We start from the raw sequence: 15,735 nt of genomic DNA, 5'->3' as shown, positions 1-15,735 counted from the left end.
GCCATCGTAAGTGCGAATGATTCTCAGATCAAATTCATCGAAGGATAGTCCCCGGGCTGACGCCTCAGAGTTCGATGATGCCGCGCCGAAGCGCGATGGCGACGGCATGGGTGCGGTCGTTGGCCTGCAGCTTCGCCAGGATGCTCTTCATGTGCGCCTTGACCGTTTCCTCGGCGATGCCGAGTGAGGCGGCCACATCGCGGTTGGCCTCGCCGCGGGCCACGTGGGTAATGACCTGGGTTTCGCGCGGCGTGAGCTCATCGTCCCCGGCATGACCGGCCATTTCCTGGGCGATCTCTTCCGGCACGCGTCGCTTGCCGTCCATGATCTGATGGATGGTGGTCAGCATCTCTTTGCGCAGCTCGCTCTTCAGCAGGTAACCCTGCGCACCCGCGCGAAACGCACGCAGTGCCTGCACGTCGCCGCGGTAGGTCGTCAGTACCAGGATGCGGGCGTCGGGGAACTCGGCGCGGATCGCCTCGATCGCCGCGATGCCGCCGATACCGGGCATCTGCAGGTCCATGAGGGTAAGGTCCGGGCGATACGCCCGGTAGCGTTCGATGGCTTCTTCACCACTACCCGCCTCGGCCACCAGGGTGAGCCCGTGCTGGCCTTCGATCACGGCCGCGATCCCCTCACGGAGGAGCGGATGATCGTCGACGGTCATGATTCGGATGGGTGTCATCGTCCCAGTATCGCCGAAGCGTATGCGCCGGCGCATGTAAAGACGTGCTCTCCACCATGGCCTTGCGAGCATCGCCCGATGGCGACGAAACGTTCCAAACCGACGAAAAAGGCCCCGGGCCGCCTGTATACGGGCATGGGCGGTTGGACGTTCGCGCCCTGGCGCGGGCCGTTCTATCCGGAGGGGCTGGTCCAGAAGCGGGAGCTCGAATACGCCAGCAGGCAGGTGTCGGCCATCGAGATCAACGGTACCTACTACCGATCGCCCGATATCGACACGTATCGACGCTGGGCTGCGGAAACGCCGGACGATTTCGTGTTTTCGGTGAAAGCGCCGCGGCATATCGTGCAGAGTCGCGCCCTCGCCTCGACGGGCGAGCGGATCGGGCGGTTTCTCGATGGCGCCATCGGCCTGGGTGACCGGCTGGGAGCCGTGCTATGGCAGTTCCTGCCCACGCGCAAGTTCGATCCCGACGATATCGCCGGCTTCCTCGACGTGCTGCCGGATCGTCATGAGGGCGTGGCATTACGCCACGCTGTCGAGGTGCGCCACGAGAGCTTCATGGACGAGCGCTGGCTGACGCTGGCCCGGGACCGTGGCGTCGCCACTGTGTTCACCGATTCTCCCGATCACCCCTCATTCGCGGATCTGACCGGCCCCTTCGTCTACGCGCGGCTCATGCGCAGCCGGGCCAGGGAGAAGCACGGCTATCCTGCGAAGGAACTGAAGGCATGGGCTGCCCACGCGGCGGCGTGGACGGCAGGCGACGACCCGGCTGACCTGCCGCATGTCGTCGAGCCGCAGGCGTCCGGCCAGCCGCGCGATGCCTTCGTCTTCTTCATTTCCGCCGCCAAGGAACGCAATCCGGCAGCCGCTGTCGCGCTCGGCAAGCTCGCCGACGACGCATAATTACCCCATTCCCCGAACGGACGAACCATGGACCGTCTTATCCAGAACCACCTGATCGACCTTTTCGCCGAACACGAGGTAGGCCTCGAGCCGGACGAAGACTGGCTGCTGACCGAGGGCGACGACTTTCCCGCGCTGCGCGGCATCTGGCATGAAGGCAAGGATGGCGGCATGGGCCGCCTGGACATCGACATCGTCCTGGACGAAGAGCGCACGATCGAAGAGAGCTTCGGTGGCATCGGCACGGGCAAAGCGGGTTGCCGCGATGCGCTGGACAGCTTCGCGCGTAACGATTTCTACGTCGTGCTGGCCGCGTGCTGGCACCTGGTCGACAAGCGTAAGCTGGCCGTGCATGAGCTGACCGCCGGCGCGCATCGGTTTACCGTTTACGTCGGCGATTTCACGCTGCGTGGTGAGCAGGATGCGCCAGTGGAGATTCCGGAGGACGGGTTGTCGGCTCTCGAGGCGGCGATCGCCACCGCGCCGCTGACGAACGACGTGCACTGGATTCGCGTGTTTTACGGCAACGTGGGCGACGGTAAGTCGCAGGTCGAGGTGTTGCTCGACAACGAGCCATGGACGGCGGGGCACAAGGCGATCGCGTCCGTGGAATGGCCGAGGCATGAGGCTTATTACAGTTTGCGGAATTTTATCGCGCTGGTGCCGGTGGACTGAGGTAGACGGGCTTTCGCGCGCGGGGCGCGCTCCTACGGGGTGCGTTGCCAGTCTTCGGGCTTCATGATCTGGAACCAGCCTTCGCGCGCGGTACGCTTGCCGAGCTTCAACACCTCGGCGTCGCGGGAGAACAGCACCGCGGCGCCGGATGCCATCGCCAGCTCGAGAAACTTCTGGTCGTCCGGGTCGCGGCAGCGGGGCGGTTTCACAGCGGGCACTTCCGTGGGCAACACCGCGACGAGGCGATCGAAGAACATCTCGGCCGCCATGCGTCGCGCCTGTTCCAGCTTCAACGCCCGATAGTCCAGCACCGCCAGCCATTCGTTGCGGCAATCCGCGCGCGTCACCGCCTCGACGTCGCCTGACTCGATCGCCGCAAGCAGCGTCGCGGCACGCGGATCGCCGAAGACGAACGCGTCGAGGCAGACGTTGGTGTCCAGGACGACGCGCACGTGAGCCTCAGGCCGCGGCGCGAGCGGCCAGCACCGCGTGCTGCGCGGACACGATGCTGTACGAGCGCTTGCGTGCTTCGTGATCGAAGATCTGGGCGGTGATAATCAGCTCGTCGGCACCGGTGCGCGCGATGAACGCCTCGAGCCCGTCGCGGACGCTGTCGGGCGAACCGACCACGGCACACGACAGCGCATGGTCGACCTGCGCCTTTTCCATCGGCGTCCACACGCCCTCCATCGAATTCACCGGCGGCGGCAACAGACCCGGTGCGCCACGACGCAGATTCCAGAACGCCTGCTGTTGCGAGGTGAACAGCTTGCGTGCTTCCTCATCCGTGTCGGCCGCGACCACGTTGATGCCGAGCATCGCGTAGGGCTTATCGAGCACGGCGGACGGACGGAACATGTGCCGGTAGACCTCGAGCGCCTTCATCATCATGTCGGGCGCGAAATGCGAGGCGAAGGCAAAGGGCAGGCCGAGGTGCGCGGCGAGCTGCGCGCTGAACAGGCTGGAACCCAGCAACCAGATCGGCACGTTGGTATCCATGCCCGGCACGGCACGCACCGTCTGACCAGGCAGCTGCGGGCCCAGGAACATCTGCAGTTCCTGCACGTCGTCCGGGAAACGGTCGTCGCTGGGCCCCATGGAGCGACGCAGCGCACGGGCCGTGCCCTGATCGGTGCCCGGTGCGCGACCCAGACCGAGGTCGATACGACCCGGGTATAGCGAGGCCAGCGTACCGAACTGCTCGGCGATCACCAGCGGCGCATGGTTGGGCAGCATGACGCCGCCCGAGCCTACGCGAATCGTGCTCGTCCCTTCCGCGATATAGCCGATCACGACCGAGGTGGCCGCGCTGGCGATGCCGGTCATGTTGTGATGCTCGGCCAGCCAGTATCGGTGGAAACCCAGTGACTCCGCGTGGCGGGCGAGATCGCGCGAGTTGCGCAGCGATTCGCCCGGGTTGGAGCCACGGGCAACGGGGGACAGGTCGAGCACCGAAAACGGAATCATCCGCGAACACCTCAGAAAGTGGGGAGGCGGACGGACCGCCCATGCGTTCCAGATGGGCCGCGGGGGCCCGGATTGCAACCCTCAAGAGGTCGTCCGGGAAACGATCCGTTCCGGTGAACGATGCGCCGCAACGCGTGCGGAAGAGGAAAATACACCCATTCACTCATCCAGTCCGGTAATCCCGGGGGAGCACGACATGATCGACGTCCGCAGCTTCGCCAGCCTCGGCGGCGCCAACCACGGTTGGCTCGACGCGAAGCACCACTTCTCGTTTGCGTCGTACCACGATCAGAAACGTATGGGCTGGGGCGCGCTCCGCGTCTGGAACGACGACACCATCGCCGCAGGCACCGGTTTTCCGGCGCACCCGCATTCGGACATGGAGATCATCACCTATGTGCGTGAAGGCGCGATCACCCATGAAGACAGCCTGGGCAACAAGGGCCGTACCGAAGCCGGCGACGTGCAGGTCATGAGCGCCGGCACAGGCATCCGTCACGCCGAGTACAACGCCGAACCGGACGCCACCCGGATCTTCCAGATCTGGATCATCCCGGACGGCGAGCGCAAGGCGCCGTCGTGGGGTACCCGTCCGTTCCCGAAGGGCGAGCGCTCGGGCCAGTTCGTCACCCTGGCCAGCGGCATGGCCGGCGACGGCGACGCCTTGCCGATCCGCACCGACGCCCGCGTGCTGGGCGCCAGCGTCAAGGCGGGCGAGACGGTGGAATACGCGCTGGGCGAAGGTCGCTACGCGTATATGGTGCCGGCGGCCGGTAGCGTCCAGATCAACGGCCAGGCGCTGAACAAGGGCGATGGCGCCGCGATCCGCGACGAGACCCGCCTGAGCATCACCGCGACGACCGATGCGGAACTGGTCCTGGTGGATACCGCGGCCTGAGTCGCGCCGGAGGTATGCTGTGGGTCATGACGACCCACAGCACCGCGTATCTCGACAACCCCGTTCTCGACACCGACAGCTACAAGGCCAGCCACTGGCTGCAGTACCCGCCCGGGACGGACGCCACGTTCTTCTACGTGGAATCGCGCGGCGGCACGTACGAGAGCACGGTGTTTTTCGGCCTGCAGGCCATCCTCAAGTCTCAGCTGGGGCGCATCGTCACCCACGCCCATGTCGACGAGGCGCGCGACTTCTTCGCCGCGCATGGCGAACCTTTCAATGAAGACGGCTGGCGCCGCATCGTGGATGTCCACGGCGGTCGCCTGCCTGTACGTATACGCGCCGTTCCGGAAGGCCATGTCGTGCCGACGCACCAGGCGCTCGTCACGATCGAATCCACGGACCCCGAAGCCTACTGGCTGCCGTCTTACCTCGAGACCCTGCTGCTGCGCCTCTGGTATCCGGTGACGGTTTCGACCATCAGCTGGCAGGCACGCCGGACCATCCTGCACTACCTGGAGAAAACCTCGGACGATCCCGCCGGACAGATTCCCTTCAAGCTGCACGACTTCGGCGCGCGCGGCGTCTCCAGCGCGGAATCCGCCGGCCTCGGCGGCATGGCGCACCTGGTCAACTTCATGGGCACGGATACGGTGTCGGGCGTGCTCGCCGCACGTGCGTTCTACGGCGAGCCCATGGCGGGTTATTCGATACCCGCCGCCGAGCACAGCACGATCACCAGCTGGGGTCGCGAACACGAAGTGGACGCCTACCGGAACATGCTAAGGCGCTTCGCGAAACCCGGGTCGCTCGTCGCCGTCGTGTCGGACAGTTACGACATCTATCACGCGATCGGCGAGCACTGGGGCAAGACACTGCGCGACGACGTCATCGCCTCCGGTGCCACCGTCGTCATACGTCCCGACTCCGGCGATCCGGTCGAGGTGGTCCATCGCTGCGTCAGCCTGCTCAACGACGCCTTCGGCAGCACGGTCAACGCGAAGGGTTACCGCGTGCTCAACCACGTCCGCGTGATCCAGGGCGACGGCGTCAACCCCGGCAGCATCCGGGCGATCCTCGAACGACTCAGCGCGGCCGGGTATTCGGCGGACAACCTGGCCTTCGGCATGGGTGGCGCGTTGCTGCAGAAGCTCACCCGCGACACGCAGAAGTTCGCCCTGAAATGTTCCGCCGCACGCATCGACGGCGAGTGGCGCGATGTCTGGAAAGACCCCGTCACCGATCAGGGCAAGATGTCCAAGCGCGGCCGCATGACGCTGGTGCGGCACCGTGAGTACGGCAGCTACCGCACCGTGGCGCTGCCGGACGGTGCGGTCTCGCTACCCGCCGATCAGCTGGAACACGGCTGGGAGGAAGCGATGGTCACCGTCTGGGAAAACGGTGAACTGCTGAGCGACTGGAGCTTCGCCGACGTACGCCAGCGCGCCGCATCGGGCCGCTGACGCGACCCATCGGTCGCGACACGGGGCTTGCGGGCACGCTGGTGTCGCGACCAGGGTCGCTCCTACAAGGAGCCGGGTGAGGTTGTCGCGGCCGTCTGGTGGGGCGCTCCGTGCTTCATCAAGCCGTTGGTAAACAGATACGCCGCCGACTGGTAGTACGTGATCGCCGCATCCGCGTCCGCCTGATCGAAGGTCTTCACCGGCGTGGCATCGCCCGTCGCCCGCTGCGGCAGCATTTCCTTTACCGGCTGACGCGGCACCAGCGAGGTCAGGGTCTCACCGTGCAGGTAACCCAGCTCCTGATAGGTGCTGATGAAGGCACGCTCGCGGCCCGGCTCCAGCTTGAACAGGTCATAGCCGTAGAAGCGCGACGCGTAACTGAAATGCAGCAGGCCGAGGATCGTCGGCGGGATATCGATCTGGCTCATGAGCCGATCCACGCGGCCCGGTGCGATGTGTGCCGGCGAGTAGATGTACAGCGGGATGTGGTAACGATCGACCGGCAGGCTCGTCTTGCCCGCGCTGGTGGCGCAATGGTCCGCGGTGATGACGAAGATCGTGTCCCTGAACCAGGGTTTCGTCGCGGCGCGCCTGAGGAAGTCACCCAGCGCCCAGTCGGTGTACGCCACCGCCGCGGTGCGACGGCCCTGGGGCAGGTTGACGCGCCCCTCGGGGAAAGTAAACGGGCGATGATTGGACGTCGTCATGACGTGGCCGAAATACGGCTTGCCTTTGGCATACGCGTCGTCCATACGCTTGATCACCAGCGTGAACAGGTCCTCGTCGGCCACACCCCAGACGTTCTCCGTGTGGATGTCCTTGCTGTCGATGGCATTGCGATCCACCGCGGTATAGCCATTGCTGGCGAAGAAGTGGTTCATGTTGTCGAAGTAGCCATAGCCGCCGTAGAGGAACTCGGAGGCATAGCCCTTCGCGTTGAACACGTCCGCGAGCGACCAGAGGTTTTCGTTGTCCGGCCGCTTGACGATGGATTCGCCCGGGGTCGGCGGCACGGACAGCGCCAGCGCTTCGAGCCCGCGCACCGTACGCGTACCGTTGGCATAGAGCTGGCTGAAGAACAGGCTCTTCGAGGCCAGCGCATCCAGGTTGGGCATCAGGTGCTTGTGCTTGCTGACATCGAGGCCTTCGACGTAGTCGCCGGAGAGGCTTTCGACGCTGATCAGCACGACATTGAGCTTCTGCTCGGGGCCGTCACCGGCGATGGTGCGCGTGATATCCATCGGATCGTCGCTGGTGAACGTCGCGTCCGGCGTCTTCAGCTGCGCGCGGAGGTTGGCGAACATCGCCTTGTCCGGCAATGTCGGGTAGTACTTGGCATAGTCGAGTTCGTTTTCGCGAAACGCGGCGAAGAACTGGTAAGGCCCGTTACCGGCCAGTTCGTTGACGTAGTTGTTGTCCGAGCGGTCCTTCATGGAGCCGTCGACGGCGAAGCTGACGACAACGGTCAGTACCAGCCAGACGCCGACCACCACACTGCGGGCGCTGAAGCGCGAACCATCGTCTCGCGCCGCCAGCGCGTGGCGGCTGAAGAAGATCAGGGCGATGGTGGCGGCCAGCAGCATGAGCGACCAGGTGACGATCGGGTACGACTCGCGGATGTTGCCGACGACCTCGTGGGTGTAGACCAGATAGTCCACCGCGATGAAGTTGAATCGCGCGCTGAACTCACCCCAGAACACCAGCTCGGCCGCCGCCAGGTAAAGCACGAAGAAGGCGAGCACGAAACAGAAGCCGAGGAAGATCCGCTGGCCCCAGCGCGAGACGTAGGCGCGCCGCGGCAACAGCCAGAGCACCAGCAGCATGGGCCAGGCGAAATAGACGAACTCGACCACGTCGTAGCCGAAGCCGATCAGGAACAGGTACAGCCACTTGGCCGGGCTGGCCGGAACCTCGTGTCCCGTCTTGATCAGGAGGACCAGGCGGACGAGGAAGGCGACGCCGACGAACAGGATGCCGAACCACAGCAACGGCCGGAAGCGCTGGCGAAGGGCGCCTGGCGCGGAGGAAACAGGGGTCATGACGCCTCGCAAGAAAAAGCCGGCCGGTGCACGGCCAGGATCGGCCATGAGCGTATGCACGCGGGCTTACGTCTGGCTTTCCCGGAGCTTAGTTCCAGCTTCGCAGGATAAAGATGCGATTCCGGCCTCGCAGGAAAAGCCGATCTGCCGCGAGAACGCGCCTTGTGGCAACCTACGCAGTCTTAGGATCGATACGACTGGGAGCCACGGCACCGTGGGAGAAGAAACAAGGGCGGAGCTCCCGACGACCGATCAACCCCTGGCCACCAAGCCTGCGCTGTACGCGACGCTGATCCGTCGTGCCGGCGGCCCGTTGCTGTCCGTCGTACTGCTCTGCCTCGCCCTCTGGGCGCTCAAGTCGATGGCCAGCGAAGTGACCTACCGCCAGATCGGCGGCTATGTCCACGCGCTGCCCAACAGCGATATCGCCCTCGCCGTGCTGCTGACCGGCGCCGGTTTCGCCGTGATGACGCTTTACGACTGGTTCGGTCTGGCCAGCGTCGGTAAACGGCTGCCGCCCAAGCGCGTGGGGCTGATCTCGTTCATCAGCTATGCCTTCTCCAACGCGCTGGGCATGTCGCTGCTCGTTTCCGGCTCGATCCGCTACCGCTTCTACGTGCAGGCGGGCCTGACGCCGGGTGAGATCGCCCGCGTGGTGCTCTATACGACCCTGAGCTTCTGGCTCGGCCTGTGCGCGCTGACGGGCGTCACCCTGCTGCTGGTGCCCATTCCGCCGGACGTGCCGCTGTCGGGCCTGCGCATCCCTCTGGCCATCGTCCTGTCGCTGGTGCCGCTGGCCTGGTTCGTCGCCTCGGTCACCGTGCGCCGCCCCATCCGTATCTGGCGCTGGGCGATCAACACGCCGACGCCGGCCATGGCGGCACGGCAGATTCTGATCGGCGCGCTCGACTGGGGCCTGGCGGCCGGTGTGCTCTACGTGCTGATGCCGCAGGAGATCTCGGCGGGTTTCGGTCACTTTCTGGCGATCTTCGTGCTGGCCCAGATGGCCGGCCTGATCAGCCATGTGCCCGGCGGGCTGGGTGTGTTCGAAGCGGTGATGCTGGCCGGCTTCGGCGCGACGGGTAACCACGGGCTCGAGGCTCCGATCCTCGGCTCGCTGACTGTCTTCCGCGCCGTCTATTACCTGTTGCCGCTGTGCGCGGCGACCGTGCTGGTGGTCTGGAGGGAGATCCGCGCGCTGCGCCACGCCGCCCTCATCACGCCGTGGTTCAGCGGCCTGTTGCCGCCGTTCTTCGCCGGGCTGACCCTGGTTGCCGGCGCGGTCCTCCTGTTCTCGGGTGCCACCCTGGCGATCCCCGGGCGCATGGAAATCCTGCGCGGCTTCGTCCCGCTGCCACTGGTGGAGGTCTCGCACTTCCTTTCCAGCGTCGTCGGCATGATGCTGCTGATCCTCGCGCGCGGTCTGCAGCGCCGCCTGGACGCGGCCTACGTCCTGACGCTGGTGCTGCTGGTACTCGGCGCCGTCCTCTCGATGCTCAAGGGCATCGACTACGAGGAGGCCACGCTGCTGTCGTTGCTCGCCCTGGCGCTGGCACCGGCCCACCGCCATTTCTACCGCCGTGCGTCGCTGTTCCGCGCCAGCTTCTCGCCCGGCTGGGTGCTGGCGATCGGCGCCGTTCTGGCGTGCTCGACCTGGCTGGTCTTCTTCAGCTTCAAGCACGTCGAATACAGCAACAACCTGTGGTGGGAGTTCAGTTTCCGCCACGGCGGTGCGCCGCGGGCACTTCGCGCGCTGGTCGGCGCCATGGCCGCGCTGCTGTTGTTCGGTCTGGCCAATCTGATCCGCCCGGCGCGTACCCGACGCACCCGTCCCGGCGAGGCGGAGATCGCGCGCGCCTTGCCGCTGGTGAAGTCGTTCGACTCCGCCCAGGCCCATCTGGCGCTGGTCGGCGACAAGATGCTGCGGTTCGCACCGGACGACCGCGCCTTCATCATGTACGACGTGGAAGGACGCAGCTGGGTCGCCATGGGCGACCCCGTCGGCACCGACGAGGACGCGCGCCGTGAACTGGTGTGGAGCTTCCGCGAGGAATGCGAGCGCGCCGGCGGCTGGCCCCTGTTCTACCAGGTGCGCCCGGAAGATCTGGACCTGTATCTCGACGTGGGCATGAGCCTGCTGAAGATCGGCGAGGAAGCACGGGTACGGCTGGAAACGTTCAACCTCGACGGCAAGTCGAAGAAGACGCTGCGCGGCACCGTGAACAAGTTGCAGCGCGACGGCCTGCGCATGGAGATCGTTCCCGCCGAGGGCGTACCCGCGTTGCTGCCGCGCCTCAAGGCGATTTCCGACGCCTGGATGCACGACAAGAAGGTCCGCGAGAAGCGTTTTTCCCTCGGTCTGTTCGACGAGCGTTATCTTTGTCGCACACCGATGGCCGTCGTCTGGCAGGGCGACGAGCCGGTCGCGTTCGCCAACATGTTCCTCACCGAGTCGATGGAAGAAGCCTCCGTGGACCTCATGCGCCACCTTCCCGACGGTCCCTCCGGCATCATGGACTTCCTGTTCATCGAGCTGATGGTCTGGTCGAAGGCTCAGGGCTATCGCTGGTTCAATCTCGGCATGGCGCCGTTGTCCGGCTTGCAGAACCGCCGTACCGCGCCGCTCTGGAGCCGTTTCGGCGCCATGGTGTTCGGCCGCGGTGAGCGCTTCTACAATTTCCGTGGCCTGCATCGCTACAAAGACAAGTTCGACCCCGAATGGGAACCGCGCTATATCGCGGTGCCCGGCGGTATCGCGCTGCCGCTGGCCCTGGCCAACGTCGCCAGCCTCATTTCCGGTGGCATCGGCGGCGTGGTCCGCCGGTGAGGAAGATCGTGAAAAAAACCCTGCGTTATGTGCTGTCCGCCATCGGCGTCCTCCTCGTGCTCGGCGTGCTGGCATGGCACCCGTGGACGCGTGCGTCCATGGAGAAGTCCACGGTCGAACTTCCCGCCCTGACGGCGCCGCCCAGGGGCCAGGAGGATCTCCTCGTCGTCATCTACTCCGGTGACGGCGGCTGGTGGGATCTCGATCAGCGCCTGGGTGCCGTGTTCACCGGCCGGGGGCTGCCCGTGGCGGGAGTGAGCACGTTCACCTACTTCTGGCGTTATCGCTCGCCGGATGAGTCCGCCCATGACCTCGACGGGCTGCTGGACCGTTACACCAAGCTCTGGAACAAGCAGCGCGTGCTGCTGATCGGGTACTCGTTCGGGGCGGACGTGCTGCCGACCATCGTCGGTAAGCTGAGGCCGGACAACCGGGCCAGGCTGACCCAGCTGGTTCTGCTTTCAGCCAGCCGCGACGTCAACTTCGAGATCGAACTCGAGGGCTACATGCAGCAGGGCTGGTGGACGACGCACACTCACAATCTCATGCAGTGGATGCATCCCGTCGTGCATACGGACGCGTTCCCCCCCATGGCCGCGCTGGGTGGCCACCCGCCCATGGCGTGCTACTACGGGACGGAAGACGCGGACGACAGCGGCTGCACCGATCCCAGGCTGCCGGCGTTCGTCACCGTGTACAAGAAGCCCGGTTCGCACCACTTCGATGAGAATTACGACGTCCTGGCGACGGAACTGATCGAACGGATGCCGGCGAAGGCGTCGACATCGCCTTAACGGCTTTTTCGGCCGACGGCTCCTGAAACGCTGTCACAGAACGTTCACCGCCCTGCCACCGAAAGTTTCCTCCTGAGCGGTCAACCTGCCGACTCGGGTGGGAAGTACGGCAGGAGACGATCGATGCAACGCACACCGGGACAACGGGACTACGGATCCTCCGACGCCGCTCGCCTGCGCAGTCTGGCCAGCCGCGGTGTCGCTCTGTCGCCGCCGCAACCACGGCCGGCGACGAGCAAGCACAAGGAGCGCTCGGACGGCAGCCGGTCGGGATCGGGATCGATGAATCCGTCGCACGGTCGTCGCTCGCCCGCCTGAGCGCCGCGCGGGCAGCACCCGGCCCGTGTAGGGCAATCCGGTGCTAATTTTAAGAATCCTCCTATATCCCTCGTCGGATCAGGTACGGAAGATAGCGTCATGTCCCACCGGCCCCGTGCCGCGACGGACTAACGAATCGCCGATGACCGATCCGACGGCAGGATGCCGTCTGTCCCTAGAATCAGGATCGATCCCCCCCTTCATCGGCGGTGGTGCTGCGCCGGCTTCGTCGGGCCGCATCCAGGTGGTTTACCACCCGACCCAGGGACGGTCGTCATGGCCCTCCGCGTGAGCGCGAGGGCCATGTTTTTTTGTAGGCTTGCCCCATGGGCTGCCTACCGATTCCTCTCTTCGCGCTGCTGGGCTTCGGCCTTGGCTACCTTATCGACAACCGTCCGGGCTCGCTGTGGGGCGGCGGAGTCGGGCTGCTGATCGGTCTGGTCGGCACGGCGCTGGTGATACGCGCCATGCGGCGAGCCAATCGATCGCCTTAGGCCTTCTTGCCGAAGAAGACGGAAATTCCCAGGCCGCCGATGAAGGAAGGACCGTGGCCGCCGATGCGATGCAGGGCATACGCATCCAGTTGCGCATGGTCGCCGATGGTGTAGGCCACACCGCCACCGGCCTGCAGTTCGTTGCCGTCCTCGGCGTCGTGAATGGCGTCGGCTTCGAGGTAGGCCATCCAGTTTTCACCGAACTTGCGGCCGAACGTCGGTGCCAGCGTCCAGCTGTTCCTGCCCTTGAGGCGGTCGACATTGGCGTAAAGCGTATTCTGGTGGTTGTCGTCCGGCTGCCACTGGCCGGTCGCGCCCAGGCTGTACTGCTTCGCGCCGTTGCCGAAATCCTCGTCGCCGTTGGCGAAGGTGACGTTGGCCAGCGCGGCCCAGCTGAAGCCGTTGCCGCTATCGGACGAGCCACCCGGTGCGATCTTCACACCGACGTTGGTGTCGCCGTGGCCGACGGCATGGCGACGCGAGCCCATGCCGCGTTCTTCCAGACGGTTCCACGCGGAGCCACCGACCTGGAATTCAGCCGGACCACCGAGGCCGATGCGGATGAGGCTATCGGCGGTGTACGTGCGATCGAGATAGCCGTCCTGACGCTGGCGTTCGTAGGTCGGCAGGCCCTGTTCGAGCGCCAGCGTGCCGGCGGGGAGGACGCTGGTGGCGAAGCCGGCGCCGGGACGGTCGAAGTCCGGCGGATCGGCGAACGCCGGACCGGCGAGAGACAGGAGTAAAGCGGCGGTGAGGACGGGGCGCAGGTTCATGCGTGCATTTTGGCGATCGGGTGTCGCGACGCCGTGCAGGCCGTCGCGACCGGGCTCCCCAGCAGCGCCGGCTCCCACCAGCGCCTCGCCCCTTCGCCGACCTCAGGGTGCCTTGACGACCGGAAAGCTCTCACCGATCGTCACGACCTTCTCGCCGGCAACATCCGTCGCCGAGCGGGCGAGCCGCACGGTGTAAGCACCGGGCGCCACGCGCCAGCGCTTGCCGGCGTTGTCGTAGCGCGCCAGCGCGAGCGGCTCGAGCGGGATGTCGACGCGACGGCTCGCACCCGGCCCGAGCGCGACCTTGCTCCACCCGGCCAGACGGCGCGTGGCCGCATCGGGCGCGGTGACGTAGATCTGCGGCACATCGGCGGCGGCGACCTTGCCGGTGTTCTTCACCGTGACATGCGCCACCGGGTTGCCCTTCGCGTCCTTATCGACCGCGAAGTCGCTGTAGGCGAAGCTCGAGTAGGTCAGGCCGTAGCCGAAAGCGAACAGCGGCTCGCGCTTCGTCTTCTCGAACCAGCGGTAGCCGACATCGGCCCCTTCGATGTTGTAGTCGATGCTGTCCGCCGGCGCGTCCTTGTTACCCAGGCCAGCCGCCTGAATCACCGGGCGCGGCAGCTGCGATTCGTCCTTCGGCCAGCTGACCGGCAGACGACCCGAGGGCGAGACCTCGCCGTACAGCAGGCGCGCGATCGCATCGCCGCCGCCCGAGCCCGGGTACCAGGCCTGCAGCACACCGCCGACGCTGTCGAGCCACGGCATCTTCACCGCGCCATTGGTTTCCAGCACGACGACGGTCTTCGGATTGGCTTTCGCCACGGCGGCGACCAGGGCGTTATCGGCGGCGGAAAGCCCCATGTCTGGCGCGTCATACGATTCGGCAGCCCACTTGCTGACGAAGACCACCGCCACGTCGGCGGACGCGGCGGCCTTCGCGGCGGCCGCGGCATCGGTGCCGGCGTCGAAGCTGACCTTCTCGCCCAGCTGCTTCATGAAAGTCAGCGGCGCGGAGGCGTGATAGCGCACGGGACCCGGCCAGCCCGTGGGCTCCAGGCCCGGCACCGGATCGCCGCCTTCATCGGTGACGGTCGACGAACCACCGCCCGCGAGCACGCCCTTGTCGGCGTGGGCACCGATCACCACGACCGACTGGCCCTTGCGCGACAGCGGCAGCAGGCCACCCTCGTTGCGCAGCAGGACCGCGCCGGCTTCCAGACCGTCACGAGCGATGCGACGGTCGGCCACGTAGGGGACCGGCTTCGTCGCCCTGGTGGGGATCGGGTCGTCGATGACGCCGTGGGCGAACAGGCTGCGCATGATCCGCTTCGCCATGTCGTCCAGCCGCGCCTTCGGCACCTCGCCCGAGGCGACGGCCTTCCGCAGCGGCTGATCGAAGAACACTTCCTTGTCGAACACCTCGCCCGCCGATTCCTGATCCAGACCGGCCAGCGCGGCCTTGGCGCCGCTGTGAACGCCGCCCCAGTCGGACATGACGAAGCCCTTGAAGCCCCATTCCTGCTTCAGCACCTGGTTGAGCAGCCAGTCGTGCTCGCCCGCGAAGGTGCCGTTGATGCGGTTGTACGAAGACATCACCGAGGCGGGATCCCCGTGGGCGATGGCGATCTGGAAGGCCAGCAGATCGGACTCGCGCAGGGCGACCGGGTCGATCTCGGCGCTGTGCGTGTTGCGGCCGGTCTCGAGGTCGTTGATGGCGAAGTGCTTCACCGTCGCGACGATCTTCGCCTCCTGCACACCCTTCACGGTCGCACCGACGATGGTGCCGGCGAGCACCGGGTCTTCACCCGCGTATTCGAAGTTGCGGCCGTTGCGCGGGTCGCGCACGAGGTTCACGCCGCCGGACAGAAGCACGCCGTAGCCCTTGCCGCGCGCTTCGCCACCGATCATCCGACCGCCGGCATGGGCGATGGCCGTATCGAAACTGGCCGCGGTGGCAAGGCCGGCCGGCAGCGAGATCGCGCCCTTACCGTCGATGCCGGGCTTGTTCACGCCGAGGCCGGCATCCGTTTCGTTGATGGCGGGCAGACCGAGGCGGGGCAGGGCCGGGACGTAGCCGGCACCGCCGACCGCACCCTCGGGCACGCCATGCTTGTCGCTGGCCAGGCCGAAGTCCGAACGGATGATGCGGAATTTCTCATCGTCGGTCATGGCCGAGACCAGCAGCTCGGCACGGCGGTCCGGCGACAGCGAGCGGTCCATCCAAGGGCGCCCGGGCGGCGTGGCGGCGCTGACAGAGGCGGAGAGGCCCGCGGCGACGGCGAAGGCGAGGGCGGAGCGGCGCGCGATATCGGACATGGTTTTCCATTCGATCCGGGGGAAACGAGCAACCATCGCCAAGTAACGTTTTCATCGCAACCGGCGAGACGGGT

General features: G+C 66.1%; 14 protein-coding genes. 8 read left to right on the top strand and 6 right to left on the bottom strand.

Annotated elements, in window-relative coordinates; genetic code table 11:
* Positions 1-64 precede the first annotated feature (64 nt).
* On the bottom strand, positions 65-685 hold the full coding sequence (locus FA85_RS10800; RefSeq protein WP_036116785.1) for a response regulator: 621 nt from the start codon (positions 683-685) through the stop codon (positions 65-67).
* Between the two features lie 78 nt (positions 686-763).
* Here FA85_RS10800 and FA85_RS10795 point away from each other — a divergent pair, with 78 nt between their 5' ends.
* A complete protein-coding gene (locus FA85_RS10795) occupies positions 764-1,594 on the top strand; it encodes a DUF72 domain-containing protein (protein WP_036116786.1) in 831 nt (276 codons plus the stop codon).
* Between the two features lie 27 nt (positions 1,595-1,621).
* Positions 1,622-2,269 (top strand): DUF6348 family protein, encoded by a 648-nt coding sequence (locus FA85_RS10790; protein WP_036116788.1) that lies wholly within the window; start codon positions 1,622-1,624, stop codon positions 2,267-2,269.
* A gap of 32 nt (positions 2,270-2,301) precedes the next feature.
* Here the strand turns inward: FA85_RS10790 and FA85_RS10785 are convergent, their stop codons facing one another.
* Entirely contained in the window at positions 2,302-2,721 is a 420-nt protein-coding gene (locus tag FA85_RS10785) for a putative toxin-antitoxin system toxin component, PIN family (protein ID WP_036116790.1), read from the bottom strand.
* Between the two features lie 7 nt (positions 2,722-2,728).
* A complete protein-coding gene (locus tag FA85_RS10780) occupies positions 2,729-3,736 on the bottom strand; it encodes an LLM class flavin-dependent oxidoreductase (RefSeq protein ID WP_036116791.1) in 1,008 nt (335 codons plus the stop codon).
* Positions 3,737-3,932: 196 nt separating this feature from the next.
* On the opposite strand from FA85_RS10780, the gene FA85_RS10775 reads away from it, so the two are divergent.
* On the top strand, positions 3,933-4,634 hold the full coding sequence (locus FA85_RS10775) for a pirin family protein (RefSeq protein WP_036116793.1): 702 nt from the start codon (positions 3,933-3,935) through the stop codon (positions 4,632-4,634).
* A gap of 26 nt (positions 4,635-4,660) precedes the next feature.
* The gene (locus tag FA85_RS10770) at positions 4,661-6,097 is read left to right on the top strand and encodes a nicotinate phosphoribosyltransferase (protein WP_036118708.1); all 1,437 of its coding nucleotides are present in this window, start codon (positions 4,661-4,663) and stop codon (positions 6,095-6,097) included.
* Between the two features lie 62 nt (positions 6,098-6,159).
* On the opposite strand, the gene FA85_RS10765 is transcribed toward FA85_RS10770, so the two are convergent.
* Positions 6,160-8,136, bottom strand: coding sequence for an LTA synthase family protein (locus FA85_RS10765; RefSeq protein ID WP_051944328.1), 1,977 nt, complete (start codon positions 8,134-8,136; stop codon positions 6,160-6,162).
* Positions 8,137-8,350: 214 nt separating this feature from the next.
* On the opposite strand from FA85_RS10765, the gene mprF reads away from it, so the two are divergent.
* The 4 genes from mprF (at position 8,351) to FA85_RS22145 (ending at position 12,569) form a co-directional block, all read left to right on the top strand.
* Entirely contained in the window at positions 8,351-10,963 is a 2,613-nt protein-coding gene (gene mprF, locus FA85_RS10760; RefSeq protein WP_239739922.1) for a bifunctional lysylphosphatidylglycerol flippase/synthetase MprF, read from the top strand.
* Between the two features lie 8 nt (positions 10,964-10,971).
* On the top strand, positions 10,972-11,757 hold the full coding sequence (locus FA85_RS10755; protein WP_239739924.1) for a virulence factor: 786 nt from the start codon (positions 10,972-10,974) through the stop codon (positions 11,755-11,757).
* Between the two features lie 123 nt (positions 11,758-11,880).
* Positions 11,881-12,075 (top strand): hypothetical protein, encoded by a 195-nt coding sequence (locus FA85_RS21885; RefSeq protein ID WP_156108820.1) that lies wholly within the window; start codon positions 11,881-11,883, stop codon positions 12,073-12,075.
* Positions 12,076-12,401: 326 nt separating this feature from the next.
* A complete protein-coding gene (locus tag FA85_RS22145) occupies positions 12,402-12,569 on the top strand; it encodes a hypothetical protein (RefSeq protein ID WP_197056521.1) in 168 nt (55 codons plus the stop codon).
* Here FA85_RS22145 and FA85_RS10750 read toward each other — a convergent pair.
* Both FA85_RS10750 and FA85_RS10745 read right to left on the bottom strand, forming a co-directional pair.
* Positions 12,566-13,342, bottom strand: coding sequence for a transporter (locus FA85_RS10750; protein WP_036116795.1), 777 nt, complete (start codon positions 13,340-13,342; stop codon positions 12,566-12,568). The genes FA85_RS22145 and FA85_RS10750 overlap by 4 nt on opposite strands.
* A 102-nt stretch (positions 13,343-13,444) precedes the next feature.
* On the bottom strand, positions 13,445-15,661 hold the full coding sequence (locus FA85_RS10745) for a glycoside hydrolase family 3 protein (RefSeq protein ID WP_043691517.1): 2,217 nt from the start codon (positions 15,659-15,661) through the stop codon (positions 13,445-13,447).
* Positions 15,662-15,735: the final 74 nt, after the last annotated feature.

It is taken from the genome of Luteibacter mycovicinus (assembly GCF_000745235.1).
GTDB lineage: Bacteria > Pseudomonadota > Gammaproteobacteria > Xanthomonadales > Rhodanobacteraceae > Luteibacter > Luteibacter mycovicinus.
This window is presented reverse-complemented; position numbering and strand designations above follow the sequence as displayed.

Excerpts from the sequence above, each read along its gene's own strand:
- FA85_RS22145 (WP_197056521.1), top strand. The coding sequence starts at position 12,402 with ATGGGCTGCCTACCGATTCCTCTCTTCGCGCTGCTGGGCTTCGGCCTT.
- FA85_RS10800 (WP_036116785.1), bottom strand. The coding sequence starts at position 685 with ATGACACCCATCCGAATCATGACCGTCGACGATCATCCGCTCCTCCGT.
- FA85_RS10775 (WP_036116793.1), top strand. The coding sequence starts at position 3,933 with ATGATCGACGTCCGCAGCTTCGCCAGCCTCGGCGGCGCCAACCACGGT.
- FA85_RS10765 (WP_051944328.1), bottom strand. The coding sequence starts at position 8,136 with ATGACCCCTGTTTCCTCCGCGCCAGGCGCCCTTCGCCAGCGCTTCCGG.
- FA85_RS21885 (WP_156108820.1), top strand. The coding sequence starts at position 11,881 with ATGCAACGCACACCGGGACAACGGGACTACGGATCCTCCGACGCCGCT.
- FA85_RS10780 (WP_036116791.1), bottom strand. The coding sequence starts at position 3,736 with ATGATTCCGTTTTCGGTGCTCGACCTGTCCCCCGTTGCCCGTGGCTCC.
- FA85_RS10745 (WP_043691517.1), bottom strand. The coding sequence starts at position 15,661 with ATGTCCGATATCGCGCGCCGCTCCGCCCTCGCCTTCGCCGTCGCCGCG.
- FA85_RS10795 (WP_036116786.1), top strand. The coding sequence starts at position 764 with ATGGCGACGAAACGTTCCAAACCGACGAAAAAGGCCCCGGGCCGCCTG.
- FA85_RS10750 (WP_036116795.1), bottom strand. The coding sequence starts at position 13,342 with ATGAACCTGCGCCCCGTCCTCACCGCCGCTTTACTCCTGTCTCTCGCC.
- FA85_RS10770 (WP_036118708.1), top strand. The coding sequence starts at position 4,661 with ATGACGACCCACAGCACCGCGTATCTCGACAACCCCGTTCTCGACACC.
- FA85_RS10790 (WP_036116788.1), top strand. The coding sequence starts at position 1,622 with ATGGACCGTCTTATCCAGAACCACCTGATCGACCTTTTCGCCGAACAC.